Source organism: Caulobacter sp. KR2-114, from assembly GCF_049446115.1.
In the GTDB taxonomy this organism is placed as follows: Bacteria; Pseudomonadota; Alphaproteobacteria; order Caulobacterales; family Caulobacteraceae; genus Acaudatibacter.
In genome coordinates, this window is sequence record NZ_JBMSEC010000002.1 from 136,179 (window position 1) to 158,804 (window position 22,626).

The following is a 22,626-nucleotide window of genomic DNA, read 5'->3' on the forward strand; positions in this document are numbered from 1 at the left end:
CCTGTCTTCGCCCGCGCGCGCAGGAAGCGTGCGAACTATTCCGCGGCCACGACCTTGCGGGCGAAGACGCCCTTGACCGGGCGCAGCTTGGCTTCGCGGTCCAGAAGGGTGGCCAGGGCGGCGGCGCGCTTGGCGGTCTGTTCGCCCAGCAGCATGCCCGCCCAGTCCTCCTCGGCCTGCACCAGCACCGTGTTCGGCTTGAACTCCAGGCGGGCGTGGCCCAGCAGTTCGGCGCTGCGGCCCGACAGGTCGCAGCCCAGCCGCATGGCGCTGCCGAGGGCGCGGGCGCGGCGATAGCGGTCGTGGCTGAGCAGCCGCGCCACCAGCTCGGGCTCGGGAATGGTCATCGCCGCCGTGTGCCGGCCGAAGGCGGCGCAGGCCAGGAACACGCGCTCGGCGTGGTCCATGCCGGCGATCGGCGCGCGCAGCACCTGTTCGAACAGCAGGTCGGCCCGGTGATCGGGGTGCAGCCTGGCTCCCAGGTCCGCCAGCCGGCAGGCGGCGGCCAGCAGCACCGGGTCGCGCTGGCCGAACACCGGGTCCAGGGTGGCGAAGGCCGGGGCCAGCCAGGCCTCCAGCGCCGGGGCCAGGTCCTCGTTGACCCCCTGCCGCGCCCCCAGGGCGGCGCACCCGGCGATCAGCGGGTTCTGGGCGCGCAGCGCCGGCGCCATGCCGTCGTACAGCAGCCCCTCGCGCAGGCCGTAGGCCGACATCACCACCCGCTGGATGTCCAGGCTCTCGACCACCGCCTCCATCACCGCCGCGGCGTGCGGCAGGGTTTCCAGGCGGCGGCGGGAAATGCCCTCGATGCGGTCGAGCGAGGACTTCGACTGGCGGGCGATGATCCGGGCGGCGTCCAGCGCCTCGCGGCGGGTCATCTCGTATTGATGAACGATTTCAAGAGGATAGTCCGTCATCCTCATGTGCAGGATGGCGAGGCTGCGCCAGGCGCCGCCGACCGCGTTCAGGGTGTCGGCCTTGAGCCGCGCGGTCACCGGGGCGATCGCCTTCATCGCCACCGCCTTGACCCGATCAGGGTCGAACCGGCCCTGGTCGATCATCGCGAACGGGCCCAGCGGCAGGGTCAGGCCGTCGCCGGGTTCACCGTCCTCCAGGCGGATCAGCTCCAGGCTGGCGCCGCCCAGGTCGCCGACGATGCCGCCGCCGCGCGGGCAGCCGGCGGCCACGCCGTAGGCTGCGAACCTGGCCTCTTCCTTGCCCGACAGCACCCTGAGCGTCAGCCCGGTCTCCGCCTTGACCCGCCGGCAGAACGCCTCGCCGTCCTTGGCGTCACGCACCGCGGCGGTGGCGGCGGCATAGATCTGCGCCGGCCGGCCGGCGTCCAGCAGCGCCTTGAACCGGGTCAGGGCGGCGATGGCGGCCTCGACCCCCTCGGGCGACAGCCGGCCGGTGACGGCCAGGTCGCGACCCAGGCCGGCGAGCACCTTTTCGTTGAAGACGGTCCACACCGCCCGGCCTTCCAGCCGGTAGAGCACAAGGCGCACGGAGTTGGAGCCGACGTCGATGACGGCGGCGTCGTTCATCCGGGATCTATCGTCTTGCGCCCACATGATCGAACGCGCGCGGCAGGTCCTTCACCTTGTGACCCCGCCCTGAGAGGCTGGGGTTGGTCATGAAATAGTCGTGGGCCGAGAAGGCGCCCTTCCGGTTCCAGCCGGACGCCCGATGGTATGCCCCTTCCGGGTCGAGAAACCAACTCTGCGCTTCATCATTCAGGTTCGCGACCATGATCTGCTGAAGCACCTGCTGGTGGACGGTGGGGTTCTCCACCGGGACCAGAACCTCTACCCGGCGGTCGAGGTTCCGCGGCATCCAGTCGGCCGAGGAGATGAACACCCGCGCCTCGGTGGAGGGCATGGCCTTGCCGTTGGCGAAGGCGACGATGCGGGCGTGCTCCAGGAAGCGGCCGACGATGCTCTTCACCCGGATGGTCTCCGAGACGCCGGCGATGCCCGGGCGCAGGCAGCAGATGCCGCGCACCACCAGGTCGATCGGCACCCCGGCGCCGCTGGCGGCGTAGAGGGCGTCGATGATCTCCGGATCCACCAGGGCGTTCAGCTTGGCCCAGATGCCCGACGGCTTGCCCTCGCGGGCGTTGTCGGCCTCCGCGGCGATCATCCGCAGCAGGTCGCCCTTCATCATCAGCGGCGAAACCGACAGCTTCTCCAGCCGCTCGGGCTGGGCGTAGCCGGTGATGTAGTTGAACACCCGCCCTGAATCGCGGCCCATGGCCGGGTCGGTCGTGAACAGGCTGAGGTCGGTGTACACCTTGGCGGTGACCGGATGGTAGTTGCCGGTGCCGTAGTGGCAATAGGTGCGCAGGGAATCGCCCTCGCGGCGCACCACCAGGCTCAGCTTGGCGTGGGTCTTGTACTCGACGAAGCCGAAGACCACGTGCACGCCCGCCCGCTCAAGGTCGCGCGCCCATTTCAGGTTGGCCTCCTCGTCGAAGCGCGCCTTGATCTCCACCAGGGCCACGACATTCTTGCCGTTGTCGGCCGCCTCGATCAGGGCGGCGACGATCGGGCTGTCCTTGGAGGTGCGATAGAGGGTCTGCTTGATCGCCAGCACGTTCGGGTCGCGGGCGGCCTGGCGAAGGAACTGCACCACCACGTCGAAGCTCTCGAACGGGTGGTGGACCAGGATGTCCTTCTCGCGGATCGCGGCGAAACAGTCGCCACCGTGGTCGCGGATCCGCTCGGGGAAGCGGGGCTGGAAGGCGCGGAACTTCAGGTCGGGGTGGTCGGAGGGGATCAGCTCCGACAGCTGCGCCAGGCCCAGCTTGCCGTCCAGGCGCACCACGTCCTGCGGCTCGGCCCCCAGGCCCTCGAGGATGAACTCGCGCAGGTCGTCGGGCATGGAGGTCTGCACCTTCACGCGGACCACCGAGCCCAGGCGGCGCAGCTTCAGCCGCTGCTCGAACTCACGCACCAGGTCCTCGGCCTCTTCCTCGACCTCGATGTCACTGTCGCGGATCAGCCGGAACAGGCCGCGCCCCTCGACCTTGCAGCCGGGAAACAGCTTGTCGAGGAACAGGATCAGGAAGCTCTCCAGGGCCACGAACTTGCGGTTGGCCTTGCGACGGCCGTGGCCGTGCACGGGAATCTCCCAGAACCGCGAGACCTGGCTGGGCACCGGCACCATGGCGTAGAGCTGGCGGTTGTCGGACAGGCGGCGCAGCTTCAGCGCCAGGGCGAACCCCAGGTTCGGGATGAACGGGAAGGGGTGGGCCGGGTCGATCGCCAGCGGCGTCAGGATCGGGAAGATGTGGTTGAGGAAGATCTCCTCGGCCGCGGGGCGGTCGGCCGCCGTGACGTCCTTGGCGTCGAGCAGCCGCAGGCCTTCCTTGTCCAGCTCGGCGCGCAGGTTGCGCCAGATCCGCTGCTGGTCCTCCATCAGGTCGTTGGCCTCGGCGTTGACCTTGCGCAGCTGCTGGTGCGGCGTCAGGCCGTCCTGGCTGACCACACGCACCCCTTCGCGCACCTGGGCGCGCAGGCCGGCGACGCGGACCATGTAGAATTCGTCGAGGTTGTTGGCCGAGATCGACAGGAAGCGCAGCCGCTCCAGCAGCGGGTGGCGCGGATTTTCCGCCTCCTCGAGCACCCGGTGGTTGAAGGCCAGCCAGGAGATCTCGCGGTTGAAGAACCGCTCCGGCTCGTCCAGCAGCGGGGCGCGCGGCGTGGCGGGGAGGGCGGGCGTCGACGGCGTGGAACTTGTGGCGGCGCGCGCCACGGTCGTATCGGTCATGGACTAGCCTGGCTTGCGCCGCGCACGCGGCGCGCGACGCCTGGGATCGAATTTGAACGCGAAGGGTGGCGCCCGCGTGTGGCAGCGGCAAGACATCAATCGAACAGGTTGAGGGTTTCGTCGTCACTTTCAAGAATCTGTCGCGCGAGCGCCCGGGTGATGTCGCGATGTTCGGCGTCGGCCACTTCATCCAGACGGCTGACGATATCCAGCGCCGCCGGCACAGAGCGTTCTATGCGCCGCAACAGGTAGGGATAGACATCCTCCGCCGGGCGAATATTCCGCTCACGGAAGAATTTCCGCAGCACGCCCTCCAGCACGACGTCGTCCGGCGGGGTGATCTCCGCCACGTACAGCGCGTTCAGCCGCGAGCGCAGGTCGGGCAGGGCGGCGGGCCACTGCCCCGGCAGGGTGCGCGCGGTGAGCAGCACGCCGCCGCTGGCGCCGGCCATGTTGAGCAGATGGAACAGGGTCTCGTCGGTCGGGCCGCGGTCGGCGTCCTCCAGCAGCACCGGCCGGCTGCCGGCGGCCGAAAAGTCCGTCTGCGCCGGATCCAGGCGCAGGGCGCCGGCCCGTCCGGCCCATTCGCCCGCCAGATGCGACTTGCCGACGCCCTCCGCGCCCACCAGCACAAGGGTCGCCCCCGGCCAATCGGGCCAGGCGTCCAGGGCGTCGATGGCCTGGGCGTTGGTCGGCGAACGGACGAAGTCGGCCCTGGCGAAGGAGGCGGGACGCTTCAACTTCAGCCTGAGCTGCTTCGGCCGGGAACTTGATCCGTTGGCAGTCACTATGACTCGAATCTATCAGGAGAACGCCGGCCCCACGAGACCCTGAGGGCGCGCGCCCCCAGCCGCCCCCCGCGACGCGCGATCTTGTCCCCAGGGCGCCCCCAGAACCCTCATGAGGACAGGGCCGCCTGTGGACGGCCGGCGATGTCCTCCATGCTCGGCCGCCGGCGCAGGTCCTGGACCGGGGTGGTCAGCCGGTCGAGCGCGGCGAAGGTGGCGGCGCGGCCGGCGGCGACGGCGGGGTCGTAGGCCTTCCAGTTGCGGATCTCGACCTTGTCCAGGGTGGGCAGGATCAGCACGTCGGTGGCCTCGCGCGCGGCGGCGAGGTCGCGGCCACTGGTCACCGTGGCCGCCCGCATCAGCAGCGAGACGATCGGCGGCCCGCGCCGCCAGTCGCCGGACAGGAACCAGCGCCAGACCGAGGGCGGGGTGGTGACGTCCTCCGCCTCGATCGAGCGCCCACGGCTGACGTCGACGCCGACGATCGGCCCCAGCTGCACCGTGCGCATGATGTCGGCCGGGAAGTTCTTCATCACCGCGCCGTCCACCAGAACCTCGTGGTTGAACAGGCTGGGCGGCAGGATGCCGGGCAGGGCGATGCTGGCGCGAAGGGCCTCGGCCAGGGGCCCGCGCCGGTGCAGCTGGTAGGCTCCGGTCGTCAGGTTGGAGGACAGGCAGAAGAACGGCAGCCACAGGTCCTCGATGCGCCGCTCGCCGAAATGCTCGGCCAGCCGGTCGCGCACCTTCCAGCCGTGGGTCATGGCGATCAGCGGGAAGGCGATGTCGTCCAGCGGGCTGGTGTCGACGAAGGCCCGGCGGATGCGGTCGTCCAGTTCGGCGTCGTCCCAGCCCATGGCCAGTCCCGCGCCGACGATGGCCCCCATGGAGACGCCGCAGACGAAGTCGATCGGCACGCGCCGCTCGTGCAGGGCCTGGATCGCGCCCACGTGGGCGTAGGCCCGCGCGCCGCCGCCCGACAGCACCAGGCCCACCGACTGGCCGGTGATCACCCGGGCCAGGCGCTCGGTGTCCGGCGCGTGGCCCAGCCGGATCTGGAACAGCCGCGCCGGCTGCAGCAGGTCGCACCAGGCCGCCGAGCCGGCCGGGGCGGCGCAGTCCGGCTCCTGCAGCAGCACGAGGTCGACCAGCCCCTGCTTCTGCAGCGGCTCGCCGGCGTGCAGGTCGGGCGCGGGGGGCGGCGACGCGGCCCCGCGGCCCAGCCGGAACAGCCGGTCGACCTGGCGTCCCACCAGGGTCATCCAGCCGGCCTCGTCCGACTCGGCGGCGTACAGCACGAAGTCGTGGGCGTGCTCGACGTTGGAGAACCATTCGGTGGGGGCGTGCTGCGCCTCGGCGCCGACCACGGTGACCGAATAGTCCAGCCGGCCGATGGCGGCGGCCACGGCCTCGGCCAAGTCGCGGGCCCGGGCGTCCGGCGCGGCGGCCATGAAGCCGAACACCGAAGGCTCGCCGATCGGCGCCCGGCGCACCGTCTGGCGGGCGCGCAGGATCATCAGCCGCGCCAGCTGGGTCATCACCTCGGGGTCGGTCTCGGCGGCGTGGAAGAACTCGCCCCGGGGCAGGGCGAGGATTTCCGAATCGCGCAGCGCCAGCACGTTGGCCGAGTGCACGGCGCCGGCGATCAGCGCCATCTCCCCGGCCGGCTCCCCCGGCCGGATCACGCCGAGGAACTGCGGTTCGTGGCCTTCCTCGCGCCGCACCGCCCCCAGGCGGCCGGTGCGCAGCAGGTACAGCTGGTCGGCGGGTTCCCCAGCCAAGAACAGCGGGCTGCCCCCGGGCACGGAGAACCACACGGCCTCGCCGGACCGGATCTTCTGCTCGAAGAGGCGGGTGAGGGCGGTTTCGGGCAGGGAGTCGGTGAGGCTCGCCACCGGTGCAGGTTATCCGGGCCACAAAGGTGCGCAAGGCTGGGCGAGGGCCGGCGGCTGGGGGTGCAAAATGCCCCGACTTCCGACCGCGGAGGGAACAGGCTATTCGTCCGGCCATGCCGCAACTGAGCTCCAGCATCGACACCCAGGGCGAGGCCTTCCGCCGGACCGCCGCCGTCAACCGCGCCCTGGTCGAGGAACTGCGCGGGCGGGTGGCCCAGGCGGCCCTGGGCGGGCCGGCGCCGTCGCGCGAGCGCCACGTGGCCCGCGGCAAGCTGCTGCCGCGCGAGCGGGTCGAGCGGCTGCTGGACCTGGGCTCGCCGTTCCTGGAGGTGGGGCAGCTGGCCGCCTTCGACCTGTACGACGGCGAGGCGCCGGGCGCAGGGATCATCACCGGCATCGGCCGGGTGTCCGGGCGCGAGGTGATGATCGTCTGCAACGATCCCACGGTGAAGGGCGGCGCCTATTTCCCGATGACGGTGAAGAAGCACCTGCGGGCCCAGGAGATCGCCCTGCAGAACCGGCTGCCGTGCGTCTATCTGGTCGACTCCGGCGGGGCGAACCTGCCGCACCAGGCCGAGGTGTTTCCCGACCGCGAGCACTTCGGGCGGATCTTCTTCAACCAGGCGCGGATGAGCGCAGCCGGGATCAGCCAGATCGCCTGCGTGATGGGCTCTTGCACGGCGGGCGGGGCCTATGTGCCGGCGATGAGCGACGAGACGGTGATCGTCCGCGGCCAGGGCACCATCTTCCTGGGCGGCCCGCCGCTGGTGAAGGCGGCGACGGGCGAGGTGATCTCGGCTGAGGAACTGGGTGGCGCGGAGACCCACGGCCGGCGCTCCGGCGTGGTCGACCACGTGGCCGCCGACGACGAGGACGCCCTGCGCATCGTCCGCTCGATCGTCGCCAACCTGAACACGGTCAAGCGCGTCGACCTGGACGTGAGCGACGAGGCCCCGCCGCCGGCGTTCGATCCGCAGGAGCTGTACGGCATCGTCCCCACCGACGTGCGCGCGCCCTATGACGTGCGCGAGGTGATCGCGCGGATCGTCGACGGCTCCGAGTTCGACGAGTTCAAGGCCCTCTACGGGACCACCCTGGTGACCGGCTTCGCCCGCATCTGGGGCTATCCGGTGGCGATCCTGGCCAACAACGGCGTGCTGTTCTCCGAGAGCGCGCTGAAGGGCGCGCACTTCATCGAGCTGGCCTGCCAGCGCGGCATTCCGCTGGTGTTCCTGCAGAACATCTCGGGCTTCATGGTCGGCGGCAAGTACGAGGCCGGCGGCATCGCCAAGGACGGGGCCAAGCTGGTCACCGCCGTGGCCAGCGCCGAGGTCCCCAAGTTCACGGTGCTGATCGGCGGCAGCTTCGGCGCCGGCAACTACGGCATGTGCGGCCGCGCCTTCAGCCCGCGGTTCCTGTTCACCTGGCCCAACAGCCGCATCAGCGTGATGGGCGGCGAACAGGCCGCCAGCGTGCTGGCCACCATCCGTCGCGACGGCATGGAGGCGCGCGGCGAGACCTGGCCGCTCGCCGAGGAAGAGGCGTTCAAGGCGCCGATCCGCGAGCGCTACGAGGCCGAGGGCAGCCCCTACCACGCCACCGCCAATCTCTGGGACGACGGGATCATTGATCCGGCCCAGACCAGGGACGTTCTGGGCCTGGCCATATCGGCCTCGCTCAACGCGCCGATCCCCAAGACGCGCTTCGGCGTGTTCCGGATGTAGCCCCAAGGAAGGACTGCCGATGCCCAACCCGATCGCCGACCCCCTGGTCGAAGGCAAGGACACCGACGCTCAGTCGGACCTGGTGCTGCTCGACGCCTCGCCGGACGGGGTGGCCACCGTCACCATCAACCGCGCGGCGCGCAAGAACGCCTTCAACGAGGAGGTGATCGCCGCTCTGAGCCAGGTGTTCGAGACCCTGGAAGGCGCCGACGGGGTGCGGGTGGTGTTCCTGCGCGGCGCCGGCGGCAGCTTCTCGGCCGGCGCGGACCTGGAGTGGATGCGCGACGCGGCCGAGCGCACCGAGCACGACAACCGCGACGACGCCATGAAGATGGCCGAGATGCTGAAGCGGCTCTACGACCTGCCGGCCCTGACGGTGGCCCTGGTCGAGGGCTCCGCATTCGGCGGCGGCGCGGGCCTGGTCGCCGCCTGCGATCTGGCCATCGCCATGAACGACGCCCGGTTCGCCTTCTCGGAGGTCAAGCTCGGCCTGATCGCCGCGACCATCAGCCCGTACGTCGTCGCCGCCATCGGCCCGCGCAAGTCGCGCAGCCTGTTCGCCACCGGCCGGGTGTTCGATGCGCCCTTCGCCCGCGAGATCGGCCTGGTGGACGAGGTGGTCGACGGCCATGAGGGCCTGCAGGCGGCCATGGAGCGGATCGCCGACGAGATGACCGCCTGCGCGCCGCAGGCGGTGGCGGAGTCCAAGCGGCTGGTGGAGCACATCGTCGGCCGCCACATCGACCACGCCCTGCTGGAGGAGACCGCCCGGCGGATCGCCGTCAAGCGGGTGGGCGCAGAGGGCCAGGAGGGCGTGCGCGCCTTTCTCGAGCGCCGCAAGCCGACCTGGGCCGGCGGCTGAACCCGGCGCCGGGCGGAGCGGGGGCGGATGGCGAGCGAGGTCGAGGCGGGCGCGGCGGACGGGGCGATCGCCTTCCTGCGGCGGCGGCCGAAGCACGCCCTGCCGGTGGGCTCGCCCTGCCCGAACTGCGCGACCGCGCTGCAGGGGCCGTGGTGCCACGCCTGCGGCCAGGCGGCGGAGGACTATCACCGCTCGCTGGCGCGCCTGGCGGGGGAGGCGATCGAGGGGCTGTTCGAGCTCGACGGCCGGCTGTGGCGAACCCTGCCGGATCTGCTGCTGCGGCCGGCGCGGCTGACGCGGCAGTATCTCGACGGCCATCGCGCGCCGCAGGCCCCGCCGTTTCGCACCTTCCTGATCGTGGTGGTGCTGGTGTTCTTCACCGCGGGCCTCGGGCCGCCGCTGAATCTCCATCTCCAGCGCCCGGACGGCAAGCCGTTCACCGTGCACAGCGACCTTGCCTTCAGCGCCAGTCCGGCGGGCTCGCAGCGGCTGAACAAGTGGATGGAGCAGAAGGCCAACTATGCCCTGGCCCACCCGGACGCCTTCCAGAGCCAGCTGACCACCTGGGCGCAGCGGCTTTCCATTCTCGCCCTGCCGATCAGCGCGGTCCTGCTGGGCCTGCTGTTCGTGTTCCGGCGCGGCGTCTACATGTTCGACCACCTGATCTTCTCGATGCACTCGCTGTCGTTCCAGGGACTGCTCCTGGCGACCGTTCTGGCGCTCGAACAGCTCTGGTCGGGGTTCGCCTGGCTGATGCTCGCCTCGCCCGTGCATCTCTTCTTCCACCTGAAGGGCGCCTATGGACTGGGGGTGATCGGCACCCTCGTCCGGATGCTGCTGCTCTTCGTCGGCTCGCTGATCGGATTCACCGTGATCCTCGTTGGACTGCTGCTCATCGGCCTCTATGAGGTCGGCCCATGATCGCCTCTCTCCTGATCGCCAATCGCGGCGAGATCGCCCGGCGCATCATCCGCACCGCGCGGCGCCTGGGCGTGCGCACCATCGCCGTCTGTTCGCAGGCCGATGTCGACGCGCCGCACGCACGCGAGGCGGATGAGGTGGTGCTGATCGGCCCCGCGCCGGCGGGGGAGAGCTACCTGGTGGCCGGGAAGATCCTGGCCGCGGCGCGGGACACCGGCGCCGAGGCGATCCACCCGGGCTATGGCTTCCTCTCCGAGAACGCCGACTTCGCCGAGGCCGTGGCGGCCGCGGGCCTGGTGTGGGTCGGGCCGCCGCCGGCGGCGATCCGCGCCATGGGCCTGAAGGACGCCGCCAAGCGGCTCATGGCGGAAGCCGGCGTGCCGGTGACGCCCGGCTATCTCGGCGAGGACCAGAGCGCCGATCGGTTGGCGGCGGAGGCCGCGGCGATCGGCTGGCCGGTGCTGATCAAGGCGGTGGCCGGCGGCGGCGGCAAGGGCATGCGCAAGGTCGAGGCGGCGGGCGAGTTCGATGCCGCCCTGGCGGCGGCGCGGCGCGAGGCCAAGGCGGCGTTCGGCGACGACCGGGTGCTGCTGGAGAAGTACGTCACCCGCCCGCGGCACATCGAGGTGCAGGTGTTCGGCGACACGCACGGCCATGTCGTGCACCTGTTCGAACGCGACTGCTCCCTGCAGCGCCGCCATCAGAAGGTGATCGAGGAGGCGCCGGCCCCCGGCATGGACGAGGCCACCCGCCAGGCGCTGTGCGCCGCGGCGGTGAAGGCCGCCCAGGCGGTGAACTATGTCGGCGCGGGCACCGTGGAGTTCATCGCCGACGCGTCCGAGGGTCTCTCGGCCGACCGCATCTGGTTCATGGAGATGAACACCCGGCTGCAGGTCGAGCATCCGGTGACGGAGGCGATCACCGGCCAGGACCTGGTGGAATGGCAGCTGCGCGTCGCCTCGGGCGAGCCCCTGCCGCTCACCCAGGACCAGCTGGGGATCGCCGGTCACGCCATCGAGGCGCGGCTCTACGCCGAGGATCCGGCCACGGGGTTCCTGCCCTCGACGGGACCGCTGACCTGTTTCCGCCTGCCGGACGAGGTGCGCGTCGACGCCGGCGTGACCGAGGGCGGCGAGATCTCGCCGTACTACGACCCGATGATCGCCAAGCTGATCGCCCACGCGCCGACGCGGGACGGGGCGGCCCGCCGGCTGGCGGAGGCCTGTCGCGCGGTGGAGATCTGGCCGGTGCGGGCCAACGCCTATTTCCTGGCCAACTGCGCCGCGCATCCCGACTTCCTGGCCGCCAGGCTCGATACCGACTTCATCAACGCCCGCCTGGAGGCGCTGACGGCCAAGCCCGAAGCCACCGTTCCGGCGGCGGCGGTCGCGGCGCTGGCGCGGCGCGACGCGGGCCGCGAGCCGGAGCCGGCCTCGCCCTGGGCCGCCGCCACGGGCCTGCGCCTGAACCGCCCCCCGGTGCGCGAGGCGACGGTGTTCGTCGATGGCGTGCGGCGGGCCGCGGCGTTCGATCCCGCCGCCATCGGGGCCGTCGATTTCGGCGCGCCGGGCGAGGCGGTGGTGTTCGGCGGCGGCGCCGCCTTCACCCTGACCCTGCGGCCCCGCGCGGGCTTGCAGGGCGGCCCGGAGGGCGGCGACGGCGCGATCCGCTCGCCCATGCCGGGCAGGATCGTCACCCTGGCGGCCCAGGCGGGCGCCCAGGTGGCCAAGGGCGCGCCGCTGGTCACCCTGGAGGCCATGAAGATGGAGCACGCCATGACCGCGCCGTTCGACGGCGTGGTGGCCGAGGTGTCGGTCGCGGTGGGCGACCAGGTGACGGAAGGGGCGGTGCTGGTGCGCCTTGAGCCGGCGTGACGCTGAACCTGGTGAAGCTGTGCGTCGGCTGCGACACCGTCGAGGAGCTGATCGCCTGGTGGAAGGCCGAGATCGGCGAAGACCAGCCCTGGAAGATGCGCACCCGCCAGACGCCGAAGCGGGCGGCGGAGCTGGTCGACGGCGGTTCGCTCTACCGGGTGTACAAGGGCTTCATCCTGTCGCGGCAGCGGATCTGGGCGGTGGACACCGTGGGAACCGGCCCCGCGTCCCGCTGCGAGGTGACCCTGGATCCCAAGGTGATCCTGACCGTCCCGACCCCTCGCCGGGCCTTCCAGGGCTGGCGCTACCTGGACGCCAAGGACGCCCCGCCGGACCTCGCCGGCGCCGTGGGCGCCGAGGACGTCCCCTCCGAACTGGCGCGGCAGTTGCGCGAGATCGGGGCGTGGTGAGGGGTGAGAGGGGGGGCAGGGCGGGCGTTCCACCCATCACTCACCGTCATCCCCGGGCGTCAGTCCCGGGGATCCATGAACGCGTGCGAGGCAGTCGCGAGCGGCAGCGGAGCGTTGCGGGAAACGGCAACGCCCCGTCGTGGCGCGCCCTTCGAAGCGCGCCATTCATTCTCACGTGTGCATGGACCCTCGGGACTGACGCCCGAGGGTGACGGTGAGTGAGTGGGCTACATGGGCCTGGGACGAAGGTGCGCGGTCAGATGCGCCAGCGGGCCCGTCTCGGGAGCGCCCATGAGCGTTGGATAAAGATCCACCCACTCGGGATTGATCGTCTCGATCAGGTTCAGCTTCCAATCCCGCAGGTAACGCTTGAGCGCCTTCTCCCGCTTGATGGCGTCTATGATCAGGTCGTGCCGCTCGTACCAGACGAGACGCTGCAGGCCGTATCGTTTGGTGAAGCCGTCGAGTTCGCCGCTCCGATGCTGTTGCACCCGCGCCTCCAAATTGGCGGTCACGCCGATGTACAGCGTCCCGTGCGGCCGGTTGCTCATGATGTAGCAGGCGATGAGGGGGCGTTGCTCACCCATGGGTCGAGCATCGCTCGATCTCCACCCGACGACAACGCCAAGTTGACTAGATCGCCACGTTGTCCAGCAGCCGGGTGCGGCCCAGGCGGGCGGCGGTGAGGATGCGGGCGGGGCTGTCGATGGGGCCCGGGCCGAGGCGCTCCAGGTATTCGGCGGAGCGCACCTCCAGGTAGTCGACGCTGTCGAAGCCGGCCTCGAGCACGCTGTCGATCGCCGCCGCCTCGGCGACGTCCACCGCCGAACCCCGGGCGACAGCCTGGGCGCAGGCGCGCAGGGCGCGGTTCAGGGCTGGCGCGATCGCCCGCTGCTCGGGGGTGAGGTAGGCGTTGCGGCTGGAGAGGGCCAGGCCGTCCTCGGCGCGCACCGTGGGCCCGCCGACGATCTCCACCGGCAGATCCAGGTCGCGCGCCAGGCGGCGGATCACCTGCAGCTGCTGATAGTCCTTCTCGCCGAAGACGGCGACGTCGGGCGCGGCCTGGGTCAGCAGCTTGGTCACCACGGTGGCGACGCCGCCGAAATGGTGCGGCCGCGCGGCGCCCTCCATGCCCTCTGAGACATGGGCGACCGCCACGCTGGTGGCGAACCCCGGCGGGTACATCTCCTCGGCCGAGGGGGCATAGAGCAGGTCGCAACCGGCCGCCGCCAGCAGACCGGCGTCGCGCCCCTCGTCGCGGGGGTAGGCCTCGAAGTCCTCGGCCGGCGAGAACTGGGTCGGATTGACGAACAGCGTCGCCACCACGCGGTCGGCGCGCTGGCGGCCGATCCCCACGAGGGACAGGTGGCCCTCGTGCAGCGCGCCCATGGTCGGGACCAGCGCCACCCGCTCGCCGGCGGCGCGCCAGGCTGCGACACGCGCGCGCAGATCGGCCTTGGTGCGAACCGTGGGGAGATCGGTCATGCGGCGGCGGCTCCTTGTGCGCCGGGGCTTATGGCCCGAGGGCGGCGACGGGTCCAGGCGTCCGGTTGATTAACGTCGCGTTGACGTGGCGGCGGGGCGCGGTATCCACTGGCGCGAAAACTGATTTGCGGCAACTTCAGGGGCTGGGCCGTGTCCGACAGGCGCGTGATCGTCATTGGCAATGAGAAGGGCGGGGCGGGCAAGTCCACCGTCGCCGTCCACCTGGCCACCGCCCTGCTGCACGAGGGGGCGCGGGTGGCCGTGGTCGACCTCGACCTGCGCCAGCAGTCGTTCGGCCACTTCTTCGCCAACCGCAAGGCCTGGGCGCAGGCGCAGGGCGCGAACCTGCCGCAGCCGCAGGTCATCGGCCCGATCGCCGGCGAGTCGGATCTCGACGCCGCCATCGCCAGCGACGCGGACTTCGTGGTGATCGACACGCCCGGGGCCGACACAGAGCTGTCCCGCGCCGCGCACCAGCGGGCGGACCTGGTGGTCACGCCGATGAACGACAGCTTCGTCGACTTCGACGTGCTGGGCGTGGTCGATCCGGTGACCCTCAACCTGGTGCGGCCCAGCCTCTACGCCGAGAGCGTCTGGGAGGCGCGCAAGCTGCGCGCCGCGGCGCGTGGCCGGTCGATCGACTGGGTGGTGCTGCGCAACCGCCTGGCCAGCGTCGAGGCGCGCAACCGCAAGCGGGTGGACGAGCGGCTGGCGGCCCTGTCGCGGCGCGTGGGCTTCCGCTGCATCGCCGGCCTGCGTGACCGGGTGATCTACCGCGAGCTGTTCCCGTTCGGCCTGACCGTGGCCGACCTCGGCCCGGGCGTGCGGCCGGTGCAGGTGTCGCTGACGCACGTGGCGGCGCGCCAGGAGCTGCGGGCCCTGATGCATGAACTGGGCGTGCTCGGCGTCAGCGCCCATGCCGCGGAGTAGCGGCGAGGGCCGATGATCTGGCTGGCGCTGGGGGCGGCGATCCTCGCCCTCCTGGTGGCCGTCGGGCGCGGCCGGCTGACGGCCAGGTCGGTGAGCCGGCTGGCGGTGGCCGCCCTGGCCACGGCCGCCGCGGGCGGGGCCTTGTTCGAGGCGCTGCGGGCGCAATGGATCGGCAGCGTGATTCTGGCCGGGCTGGCGATCTATGTCGGCCAGGCGGCCCGGCCGCCGGCGCCGCGCGGCGCGGCGCCGCCACAGCGCCACGGCATGAGCCCGGCAGAGGCGCGCGCGATCCTGGGGGTCGACGAGGCCGCTACGGTCGACGACATCAAGGCCGCCTACACCCGGCTGATGAAGCGCGTGCACCCCGACGCCGGCGGCGCGCCGGGCCTGGCCGCGCAGCTCAACGCCGCCCGGGCGACGCTGCTGGGCTGAGGTCGCAGGCTTGCGGTGAGCGTGGGCGGCGTCAGGACGCGAGATCGTAGGGGAGCGGGGCCGCATGATCAGGATCGGACCGGTTTGAGCGGGCGCCGGGCGAAGGTCATCCTGCTGGGCGGAAGCTCGCACGCGGGCAAGTCGTCGGTGGCCGCCGTGCTGGCCGCGCGGCTGGGCTGGGAGGCGCGATCCACCGACTATCTGGCGCGGCACCCTGGACGCCCGTGGCCCGTCGGCGATCGTCCGGTCCCGCCGCATGTGGTCGAGTACTACCGGGACCTGAGCGATGCGGCGCGGATGGACTCGGTGCTGGCCCACTACCGCCGGCTGGCGCCGCAGATCGTCGAGATCGTGCGCGCGCATCTGGCGCCGGCGGCGCCGGGGCTGGTGTTCGAGGGCTCGGCCCTGCTGCCGGAGACGGTTGCGGAGGTTCTGGGGCCCGGGGTGGCGGCGTTCTGGGTGACCGCCGATCCGGCGCTGGTCGCGCGGCGGATGCAGCGCGAGAGCGGCCATGCGGCGGCGGATGCCGAGGCGCGCGCCCTGATCGACGCCTTCCTGCGGCGCTCGCTCGATTTCGACCGGCTGTTCGCAGACGAGGCGCGGGCTGCCGGCCTGTCCGTGTTGCGCGTGGTCGACGGGGAGACGGTAGAGGCGGCAGCCGAGCGGGTGCTCGCCCTGACGGCCTGACCGCGGCGGCCGACCGGTGTTATGCTGCGCCGACCCCAGCCAGGGAGAGGGCCATGCGATTCGAGGTTTCCGGGACGGTGATGCAGACCGTGGGCGTCGACCTGAATCCCGGCGAGACGATCTACAGCCAGACGGCCAGCATGGCCTGGATGACCGACGGGGTGCGCATGCACACCAACACCGGCGGCGGCCTGTTCGCCGGGCTGAAGCGCAGCCTGACCGGGGGCAGCTTCTTCGTCACCGACTTCACCGCCGAGGGCCGCCCGGGGCACATCGCCTTCGCCCCGCGCTTCCCGGGCTCGATCCTGGCCCGCACGCTGGGACCGGGGGAATCGCTGATCTGCCGCAAGGAGACCTTCCTGTGCGCCGAAAAGAGCGTGACCCTGGAACTGGCCTGGCAGCAACGCATCGGCTCCGGCTTCTTCGGCGGGGCCGGCTTCATCCTGCAGAAGGTCACCGGCCCGGGCACGGTGTTCCTCGACCTGTCTGGCGAGGTGGTCACCAAGCGCCTGGCGCCGGGCGAGCGGCTGCTGGTGCATGCCGGCCACGTGGGCGTGCATGAGCCGTCGGTGGCGTTCGACATCCAGATGGTGCCGGGGTTCCGCAACATCCTGTTCGGCGGCGAGGGGCTGTTCCTGGCCAGCCTGACCGGACCTGGCGAGGTGCACCTGCAGTCGATGCCGATCCTGAACCTGGCCGAGGAGATCGCCCGCTACCTGCCGGGCGGTGAATCGCAGGGCAGCGGCAACGTCGTGGGCGCAGGCCTGGCGGCGGCCGGCGTGGGCGGCATCCTGGGCGCGATCCTGGGCGGCGACAGCTAGAGCCGTCAGAGGTCGCGAAGCGACACCCCCTCCATGCAGTAGCGGGCGTAGCGGAAGTCGCGGATGCGCGCGAGCCGGCCATCGTCCTCCTCGAAGAAGGCGACGTAGTCAGCCCCGTCGGCCGGATCGTGGAACGCCAGCGCCGGGCGGCCATCGGCCAGGCACGGGCGGGCGACGTAGGCCGCGTTGGCGGCGTAGCGGGTGAAATAGACGCCGACGTCCTGGCGGCCTTTCAGGCGCAGGCGGTCCACCAGTTCAAGGCGGACATCCTCCGCCAGCAAAGCCCGGAGCGCCTCGAAGTCGCGGGCGTTGAAGCGGTCGGCGTAGGCGGCCAGGCGCGCGCGTTCGGCCGGCGACAGCGGCGGCGGGTCGGCAGGGTCGGCGGCGTGGTCGCGCAGTCGCCTGCGGCCGCGATGCAAGGCGGCCTTGGCGGCCGCCGGCGTGACCCCCAGGGTCTCGACCACCTCGTCCAGGGAGTGCCCCAGCACGTCGGTCATCACCACCGCGGCGCGGGCGGCGGGCGGCAGCGCCAGGAAATGCGCCAGGCCGGCGGCGGCGGCCACGCGGGCGTCGGCCGCGCCCGCCGGGTCGGGCAGGGCGGCGGCGTCGGCCTCGCCCCGGCGCGCCTCGCGCCGCCGGCGGGCGCGCAGAGCGTCCAGGGCGGTGTTGTGGGCGATGCGGAACAGCCAGCGCTCGGGATGGTCGACCCCCGCCATGCCGGCCGCCGCGGCCTTGGCCAGAGCGTCCTGCAGCACGTCCTCGCCGTCCAGCGCCGAACCCACCATGCGCGCGCAATAGCGGTGCAGCCGCGGGCGCAGTTCGCCCATCAGCTGGCCCAGATCGGGGGCGGCGGCGCCGTCGGCCATGGCAGGTCTCCCTCGCGGCGGGCGGGTGGCCCCCCAGCTTAGGACGCCGCAGCCGCCCCCAGGGATGCGCCCTGCGAAAAAGATTCTCCCGCCGCATCCCGGCGGCGTTGGCGGCCGTCGATGTCCTCAGGCGGCGCGCAGGGTGCGGCCGCTCTCAGGAGAGACAACATGCAACGAGTGACCCTGGTGCGCTATGCCGCCAAGCCGGAGCGCGCCGACGAGAACGAGGCGCTGTCGCGCAAGGTGTTCGCGGAACTGCGGCGCGTGCGCCCGCACGGCGTCGCCTATGCTCTGTTCCGCAGCGGCGACGAGTTCGTGCACCTGTTCGTCAACTTCGAGGACGACAGCTCCGACGCGGTGACCGAGCTGCCGAGCTTCAAGGCGTTTTCGGCGGCGTCGGGCGAGCGGATGGTCGAGCCGCCGCAGCCGCTGCGCATCGCCACGGATCTGGTGGAAAGCTACGGCTTCGAGGGGGCGGAAGCCCGCGTCTAGCCCTGGCTTGTGCTGCAGGGGATGTTGCGGGCCTTGACGGCTTCGCAGGCATCCTTGGCGGCGCCTTCGGTGAAGCCGGAGAAGCGGGCGCGATAGTTGCGCCCGCCGCCGTCCACCGCGCCCTCGGCGTTGTCGAACAGCCGGCTGAAGCGGTTGGCCACGCTCTCCAGCTGGCGCCGGGCGTCGCGCTCGGAGCGGAATGCGCCGACCTGGACGACCCAGTTGTGCGCCTCCTTCTTCGGCCGCGCCCGGGGCGCCGGGGGCGTCGCGCTGGCCATCGGCGCGGGGCGGGCGGCGTAGCCATAGTCGGGCGTAACGCCGCTGCGCGGCGCCCCCGCGGTTGCGCCGGCCATGGTGCTGGACACCGTCAGGCTGGGCGGGGCGTTGGTCGAACGGGTCAGCACCACGTCGATCGGATCGGAGGCGGCGTCCTGGGCATGCGGCGCGGCCGGCGCCGGGCGGGCCGAGGCGAGCATGACGGTCGGCGCGGCCGTCGGGGCCTCGAACATGTTCTGCGTGTACTGGATGTTCTCGCCGCGGGCGCGGCGGTCCATGATGTCGAAACCGGTCAGCAGCAGGCCTTCGACGGTCTCGTTGCGGGTCCTGGGCGAGGGGCCGCCAAGTTCCACGGCGATCAGGCGGGTGTTGTTGCGCACGGCCGAGGCGGCCAGGTTCCAGCCGGCGGCGTTGGTGAAGCCGGTCTTCAGCCCGTCGACGCCGGGCATCTTGCCCAGCAGGCCGTTGTGGTTGTTCATCGAGCGGCCGCGGAAGACGAAGGTCTCCTGGCTGAAGAAGGAATAGTACTGCGGGTAGTCGCGCATCACCGCGCGCGACAGCAGGGCGATGTCGCGGGCCGTCGAGATCTGGCGGCTGTCGGGCAGGCCGGAGGCGTTGACGAAGTGGGAATTGCTCATCCCCAGTTCGTGCGCGCGCAGGGTCATCATCGCCGCGAACCGCGGCTCGGAGCCGCCGATGTGCTCGGCCATGGCCACGGCCATGTCGTTGGCCGACTTCACGGCGATCGCGTGCAGGGCGTCTTCCACCGTGATCTGGTCGCCGGGGCGCAGGCCGAGCTTGGTCGGCGACTGGGCGGCGGCGTGGGCCGAGACGGTGATCAGGTCGGTCGGCTTCATCTTGCCGGAGGCCAGCTGCTCGAACGCCAGGTACATGGTCAGGATCTTGGTGATCGAGGCCGGGTAGCGCGGGCTGTCGGCGCGCTTGGCGTAGAGCACTTCGCCGGTGCGCGCGTCGACCACGATCGCCGCGTACTTGGGCTCGGCGGTGTTGACCCGCATCGGCGTGGAGGCGCTGTAGGCGGAATCGTCTTCTTCCTGGGCGAGGGCCAGGGCGGGCAGGGCTGCGGCGGAGACGCCGACGGCCAGGGCGGCGAGGAGCTTCGTAATCCGCCGGGCGCGCTGGTTCATTCCGAACTCCGATATGGACTCATACTGGGCGACTATGGCGCCGCCAGGGTGATCCCTAGCATGAGTTCATCTTCCTTGCGGCACGGTAAACGATTGTTGAGCAATTGGGTCGCAGGCGCCGCACTCGCGGCTTTGTGACATCATTGTGCAGTGCACAAAAATGTCGTTGACTTTCGCACTGCAACATGAGATCAACCCCCTGGATGCGCTGGGAAGCTATGCCTTGGCGCGCCACCCATTTTGCAGATGCGAAACGTCATGCCCCGCGCTAAACCCCAAGGAGCCCCCCAAATGGCCACCGGCCCCGAGACCCTCAAGTCCACCGTCGAGCAGTTCACCACCGCCGGCAACAAGGCATTCAAGGATCAGGTCGAGAAGTCCATGGCCGCCATGGGCGAACTCAACACCCACTCCAAGAAGAACCTGGAAGCCGTCGTGGCCTCCGTGACCGCCGCCACCAAGGGCGTCGAGACCCTGGGCGCCCAGGCCGTGGCCTATTCCAAGTCCTCGATGGAAGCCAACGTGGCCGCCGCCAAGACCCTCGCCTCCGCCAAGAGCGTGCAGGAAGTGGTCGAGCTGCAGACCGCCTTCGCCAAGTCGGCCTTCGAGACCTACATGGCCGAGATGAACAAGATGACCGAGACGGTCGCCGCCTCGCTGAAGGACTCCATGTCCCCGATCAACGAACGCGTCACCGCCTTCGTCGAACGCGTGCAGGCCGCCCGCTAAGGGCGCCCTCCGGCCCCAGGGCCGGAAGCGAAAATCAGGAGCCCGGACCTTGGCTGGTCCGGGCTTCTTGCATTTTGGGTGTTTGGCTTTTCCGCGGGCGAGGGACGCGCTAACAAGGCGCCATGTCGACGCCCGAAGATCGCCTTGCCGCCCTTGGTATCACGCTGCCCCAGCCGGTGGCGCCGGTGGCCAACTATGTCCCGTTCACCCGCGCCGGATCGCTGATCCACATCTCCGGCCAGGTCTCGGTGGATGCGAGCGGCGGCGTCCGCGGCGTCGTTGGCGAGGACGTGAGCCTGGAGCAGGCGCAGGCGGCCGCGCGGCTGTGCGCCATCAACCTGATCACCCAGATGAAGGCGGCCTGTGACGGCGACCTGTCGCGGGTGAAGCGGGTGCTGAAGCTGGGCGGCTTCGTCCAGGCCGGTCCGCAGTTCTTCGACATCCCCAAGGTGGTCAACGGCTGCTCGGACCTGATCGTCGAGGTGTTCGGCGACCTGGGGCGGCATGCGCGCTCGGCCGTGGGCGTCTACCGCCTGCCGATGAACTTCGCCGTCGAGGTCGACGCCGTGGTGGAAGCGCCATGATCGAGGCTGACGGCAGGCAGCAGTTCGGCGAACTGTGGGAGATGCTGTTCCAGCCGGCCATCGCCCACCGTGGCCTGTGGTCGCCGGACGGGCCGCCGGAGAACTCCCTGGGCGCCTTCCAGGCCGCCTGCCAGGCCGGCTACGGCATCGAGCTCGACGTACAGCTGACCGCCGACGGCGAGGCGGTGGTGTTCCATGACAGCAAGCTGGAGCGGATGTGCGGCCGGGAAGGGCGCATTTCCGACTATTCCGCCGCCGATCTCGGCCAGATGAAGCTGAACGGTTCGGACGAGACCATCCCGACCCTGGCCGACACCCTGACCCTGATCGGCCACCGGGCCATGGTGCACATCGAGATCAAGACGCCGTACGGCGAGGTCGGTCCGCTGGAGCGGCGCGTGCACGACATCCTGATCGACCACAACGGCCCGACCTGCGTGATCGGCTTCAATCCCTATTCCCACGCCTGGTTCGCCGACCATCATCCGAAGGTGCTGCGCGGGCTGGACAGCTACGACTATTCCAAGGGCCAGTCGCCGCTGGCCCCGGATCTGCGCAAGGCCTTCGCCGACCTGCAACACGTCTCGTTCGCCCGGCCGCATTTCCTGGCGCTCAGCACCGACATGCTGCCCGGGTCCAAGGCCGAGGAGTTCCGCGCCAAGGGCTATCCGATCATCGCCTGGACCCTGCGCAGTCCGCAGGAATGGGACGCGATCAAGGACGGCTGCGACAACCTGATCTTCGAGGGGTTCGCTGCGTGACAGGCCTGCAGGCCGCTGTTCGCGTACACCGCAGAATCAACGAGATCGGCCGGGCGGCGTGGGACGCCTGCGCCGGCGCGCCCGCCCACCACGGCAATCCGTTCGTCGCCTACGACTTCCTCGACATCCTGGAAGAGAGCGGCTGCGCCGTCGAGCGCACCGGCTGGGGGCCGCAGCACCTGACCGTCGAGGACGAGGCCGGCCAGGTGGCCGCCGTCGCGCCGATGTATCTGAAGTCGCACAGCCAGGGCGAATACATCTTCGACCACAGCTGGGCCGACGCCTACGAGCGCGCGGGCGGGCGCTACTATCCGAAGCTGCTGTGCGCCTCGCCGTTCTCGCCGGTGACCGGCCCCCGGCTGCTGGTGCGGGGCGACGTCGATGTCGACGAGGGCCGGCGCTACCTGCTGGGCGGGGCGCTGGCGCTGTGCGACCGGTTCGAGGTCTCGAACCTGGGGGTGAACTTCCCCACCGAGGACGAGTGGGTGTTCATGGGCGAGCAAGGCCTGCTGCTGCGCCAGAACCAGCAGTACCACTGGCACAACGCCGGCTACGGCGGCTTTGACGACTTCCTGGGCGCGCTGTCCTCGGGCCGGCGCAAGACCATCCGCCGCGAGCGGCGCGACGCCAACGCCGGGCTCGAGATCGAGATGCTCACCGGCGCGGCGCTCAGCGAAGAGCATTGGGACGCCTTCTACCAGTTCTACATGGACACCGGCTCGCGCAAGTGGGGCCGGCCGTACCTGAACCGGCTGTTCTTCTCGCTGCTGGGCGAGCGCATGGCCGACCGGGTGCTGCTGGTGATGGCTAGGCGCGGTGGGCGCTACATCGCCGGGGCGCTGAACCTGATCGGCGGCGACTGCCTGTTCGGCCGCAACTGGGGCTGCCTGGAAGACGTGCCCTTCCTGCACTTCGAGCTCTGCTACTACCGGGCCATCGACTTCGCCATCGAGCGCGGCCTGGCGCGGGTGGAGGCGGGGGCGCAGGGGCAGCACAAGATCGCCCGCGGCTATCTGCCGAGCGCCGTCTATTCGGCGCATTACATCGCCGATCGCGGCCTGAGGAACGCCGTTGGACGGTTCCTGGAGGAGGAGCGGCGCGCGGTGCAGGGCGAGATGGACTGGCTGGCCGAAGAGTATTCTCCCTTCCGCCACGCCGAGTGATCGCCCGCCGGAT

General features: G+C 71.0%; 22 protein-coding genes. 14 read left to right on the forward strand and 8 right to left on the reverse strand.

The features are described from left to right. Positions 1 to 35: 35 nt before the first annotated feature. From ACO2Q3_RS06685 to ACO2Q3_RS06700, 4 genes are all read right to left on the reverse strand, one after another. Positions 36 to 1,544, reverse strand: a complete 1,509-nt coding sequence (locus ACO2Q3_RS06685) for a Ppx/GppA family phosphatase (RefSeq protein ID WP_423305781.1) — start codon at positions 1,542 to 1,544, stop codon at positions 36 to 38. A gap of 7 nt (positions 1,545 to 1,551) precedes the next feature. Beyond that, positions 1,552 to 3,768, reverse strand: coding sequence for an RNA degradosome polyphosphate kinase (locus tag ACO2Q3_RS06690; protein ID WP_423305782.1), 2,217 nt, complete (start codon positions 3,766 to 3,768; stop codon positions 1,552 to 1,554). A gap of 95 nt (positions 3,769 to 3,863) precedes the next feature. Beyond that, complete coding sequence (locus ACO2Q3_RS06695) at positions 3,864 to 4,508, reverse strand: chromosomal replication initiator DnaA (protein ID WP_423305783.1); 645 nt, start codon at positions 4,506 to 4,508, stop codon at positions 3,864 to 3,866. A 158-nt stretch (positions 4,509 to 4,666) separates the two neighbouring features. Then, on the reverse strand, positions 4,667 to 6,448 hold the full coding sequence (locus ACO2Q3_RS06700) for a patatin-like phospholipase family protein (protein ID WP_423305784.1): 1,782 nt from the start codon (positions 6,446 to 6,448) through the stop codon (positions 4,667 to 4,669). Between the two features lie 113 nt (positions 6,449 to 6,561). Here ACO2Q3_RS06700 and ACO2Q3_RS06705 point away from each other — a divergent pair, with 113 nt between their 5' ends. The 5 genes from ACO2Q3_RS06705 to ACO2Q3_RS06725 are packed head-to-tail and all read left to right on the forward strand — an operon-like array spanning position 6,562 to position 12,239. Further along, a complete protein-coding gene (locus tag ACO2Q3_RS06705) occupies positions 6,562 to 8,172 on the forward strand; it encodes a carboxyl transferase domain-containing protein (protein WP_423305785.1) in 1,611 nt (536 codons plus the stop codon). 19 nt (positions 8,173 to 8,191) lie between these two features. Then, complete coding sequence (locus ACO2Q3_RS06710) at positions 8,192 to 9,034, forward strand: enoyl-CoA hydratase-related protein (RefSeq protein WP_423305786.1); 843 nt, start codon at positions 8,192 to 8,194, stop codon at positions 9,032 to 9,034. 27 nt (positions 9,035 to 9,061) lie between these two features. Then, the gene (locus tag ACO2Q3_RS06715) at positions 9,062 to 9,955 is read left to right on the forward strand and encodes a DUF3667 domain-containing protein (protein WP_423305787.1); all 894 of its coding nucleotides are present in this window, start codon (positions 9,062 to 9,064) and stop codon (positions 9,953 to 9,955) included. After that, positions 9,952 to 11,829 carry a biotin carboxylase N-terminal domain-containing protein gene (locus tag ACO2Q3_RS06720; protein WP_423305788.1) on the forward strand — a complete coding sequence of 626 codons (1,878 nt, stop codon included), beginning with the start codon at positions 9,952 to 9,954 and terminating at the stop codon, positions 11,827 to 11,829. Before ACO2Q3_RS06715 ends, ACO2Q3_RS06720 begins: the two co-directional genes overlap by 4 nt. Next, positions 11,826 to 12,239 carry a DUF1489 family protein gene (locus tag ACO2Q3_RS06725; RefSeq protein ID WP_423305789.1) on the forward strand — a complete coding sequence of 138 codons (414 nt, stop codon included), beginning with the start codon at positions 11,826 to 11,828 and terminating at the stop codon, positions 12,237 to 12,239. Before ACO2Q3_RS06720 ends, ACO2Q3_RS06725 begins: the two co-directional genes overlap by 4 nt. A gap of 227 nt (positions 12,240 to 12,466) precedes the next feature. On the opposite strand, the gene ACO2Q3_RS06730 is transcribed toward ACO2Q3_RS06725, so the two are convergent. Together ACO2Q3_RS06730 and panC are read right to left on the reverse strand one after the other, a co-directional pair. Continuing rightward, on the reverse strand, positions 12,467 to 12,826 hold the full coding sequence (locus ACO2Q3_RS06730) for a GIY-YIG nuclease family protein (RefSeq protein WP_423305790.1): 360 nt from the start codon (positions 12,824 to 12,826) through the stop codon (positions 12,467 to 12,469). Positions 12,827 to 12,872: 46 nt separating this feature from the next. Continuing rightward, positions 12,873 to 13,724, reverse strand: coding sequence for a pantoate--beta-alanine ligase (gene panC / locus ACO2Q3_RS06735; RefSeq protein ID WP_423305791.1), 852 nt, complete (start codon positions 13,722 to 13,724; stop codon positions 12,873 to 12,875). Between the two features lie 150 nt (positions 13,725 to 13,874). Between panC and ACO2Q3_RS06740 the strand changes: the two genes are divergently transcribed. The 4 genes from ACO2Q3_RS06740 to ACO2Q3_RS06755 all read left to right on the forward strand — a co-directional run bounded on the left by ACO2Q3_RS06740 (position 13,875) and on the right by ACO2Q3_RS06755 (position 16,594). After that, positions 13,875 to 14,654, forward strand: a complete 780-nt coding sequence (locus tag ACO2Q3_RS06740; RefSeq protein ID WP_423305792.1) for a division plane positioning ATPase MipZ — start codon at positions 13,875 to 13,877, stop codon at positions 14,652 to 14,654. 12 nt (positions 14,655 to 14,666) lie between these two features. Further along, the gene (locus ACO2Q3_RS06745; protein WP_423305793.1) at positions 14,667 to 15,086 is read left to right on the forward strand and encodes a J domain-containing protein; all 420 of its coding nucleotides are present in this window, start codon (positions 14,667 to 14,669) and stop codon (positions 15,084 to 15,086) included. 84 nt (positions 15,087 to 15,170) lie between these two features. After that, positions 15,171 to 15,773, forward strand: coding sequence for a hypothetical protein (locus tag ACO2Q3_RS06750; protein ID WP_423305794.1), 603 nt, complete (start codon positions 15,171 to 15,173; stop codon positions 15,771 to 15,773). 53 nt (positions 15,774 to 15,826) lie between these two features. Further along, positions 15,827 to 16,594 (forward strand): TIGR00266 family protein, encoded by a 768-nt coding sequence (locus tag ACO2Q3_RS06755; protein WP_423305795.1) that lies wholly within the window; start codon positions 15,827 to 15,829, stop codon positions 16,592 to 16,594. Positions 16,595 to 16,599: 5 nt separating this feature from the next. On the opposite strand, the gene ACO2Q3_RS06760 is transcribed toward ACO2Q3_RS06755, so the two are convergent. Beyond that, positions 16,600 to 17,460, reverse strand: coding sequence for a sigma-70 family RNA polymerase sigma factor (locus tag ACO2Q3_RS06760; protein WP_423305796.1), 861 nt, complete (start codon positions 17,458 to 17,460; stop codon positions 16,600 to 16,602). A 168-nt stretch (positions 17,461 to 17,628) separates the two neighbouring features. Here ACO2Q3_RS06760 and ACO2Q3_RS06765 point away from each other — a divergent pair, with 168 nt between their 5' ends. Continuing rightward, positions 17,629 to 17,952 carry a hypothetical protein gene (locus tag ACO2Q3_RS06765; RefSeq protein WP_423305797.1) on the forward strand — a complete coding sequence of 108 codons (324 nt, stop codon included), beginning with the start codon at positions 17,629 to 17,631 and terminating at the stop codon, positions 17,950 to 17,952. Here the strand turns inward: ACO2Q3_RS06765 and ACO2Q3_RS06770 are convergent. After that, entirely contained in the window at positions 17,949 to 19,376 is a 1,428-nt protein-coding gene (locus tag ACO2Q3_RS06770; RefSeq protein ID WP_423305798.1) for a D-alanyl-D-alanine carboxypeptidase, read from the reverse strand. The two genes, ACO2Q3_RS06765 and ACO2Q3_RS06770, sit on opposite strands and share 4 nt — an antisense overlap. Positions 19,377 to 19,667: 291 nt before the next feature. Here ACO2Q3_RS06770 and ACO2Q3_RS06775 point away from each other — a divergent pair, with 291 nt between their 5' ends. The 4 genes from ACO2Q3_RS06775 to ACO2Q3_RS06790 all read left to right on the forward strand — a co-directional run bounded on the left by ACO2Q3_RS06775 (position 19,668) and on the right by ACO2Q3_RS06790 (position 22,613). Beyond that, positions 19,668 to 20,105 (forward strand): phasin family protein, encoded by a 438-nt coding sequence (locus ACO2Q3_RS06775; RefSeq protein WP_423305799.1) that lies wholly within the window; start codon positions 19,668 to 19,670, stop codon positions 20,103 to 20,105. A 122-nt stretch (positions 20,106 to 20,227) separates the two neighbouring features. Continuing rightward, entirely contained in the window at positions 20,228 to 20,689 is a 462-nt protein-coding gene (locus ACO2Q3_RS06780; RefSeq protein ID WP_423305800.1) for a RidA family protein, read from the forward strand. Beyond that, positions 20,686 to 21,450, forward strand: coding sequence for a glycerophosphodiester phosphodiesterase (locus ACO2Q3_RS06785; protein WP_423305801.1), 765 nt, complete (start codon positions 20,686 to 20,688; stop codon positions 21,448 to 21,450). Before ACO2Q3_RS06780 ends, ACO2Q3_RS06785 begins: the two co-directional genes overlap by 4 nt. Further along, a complete protein-coding gene (locus tag ACO2Q3_RS06790; RefSeq protein WP_423305802.1) occupies positions 21,447 to 22,613 on the forward strand; it encodes a GNAT family N-acetyltransferase in 1,167 nt (388 codons plus the stop codon). The genes ACO2Q3_RS06785 and ACO2Q3_RS06790 overlap by 4 nt, the downstream gene beginning before the upstream one ends. Positions 22,614 to 22,626: the final 13 nt, after the last annotated feature.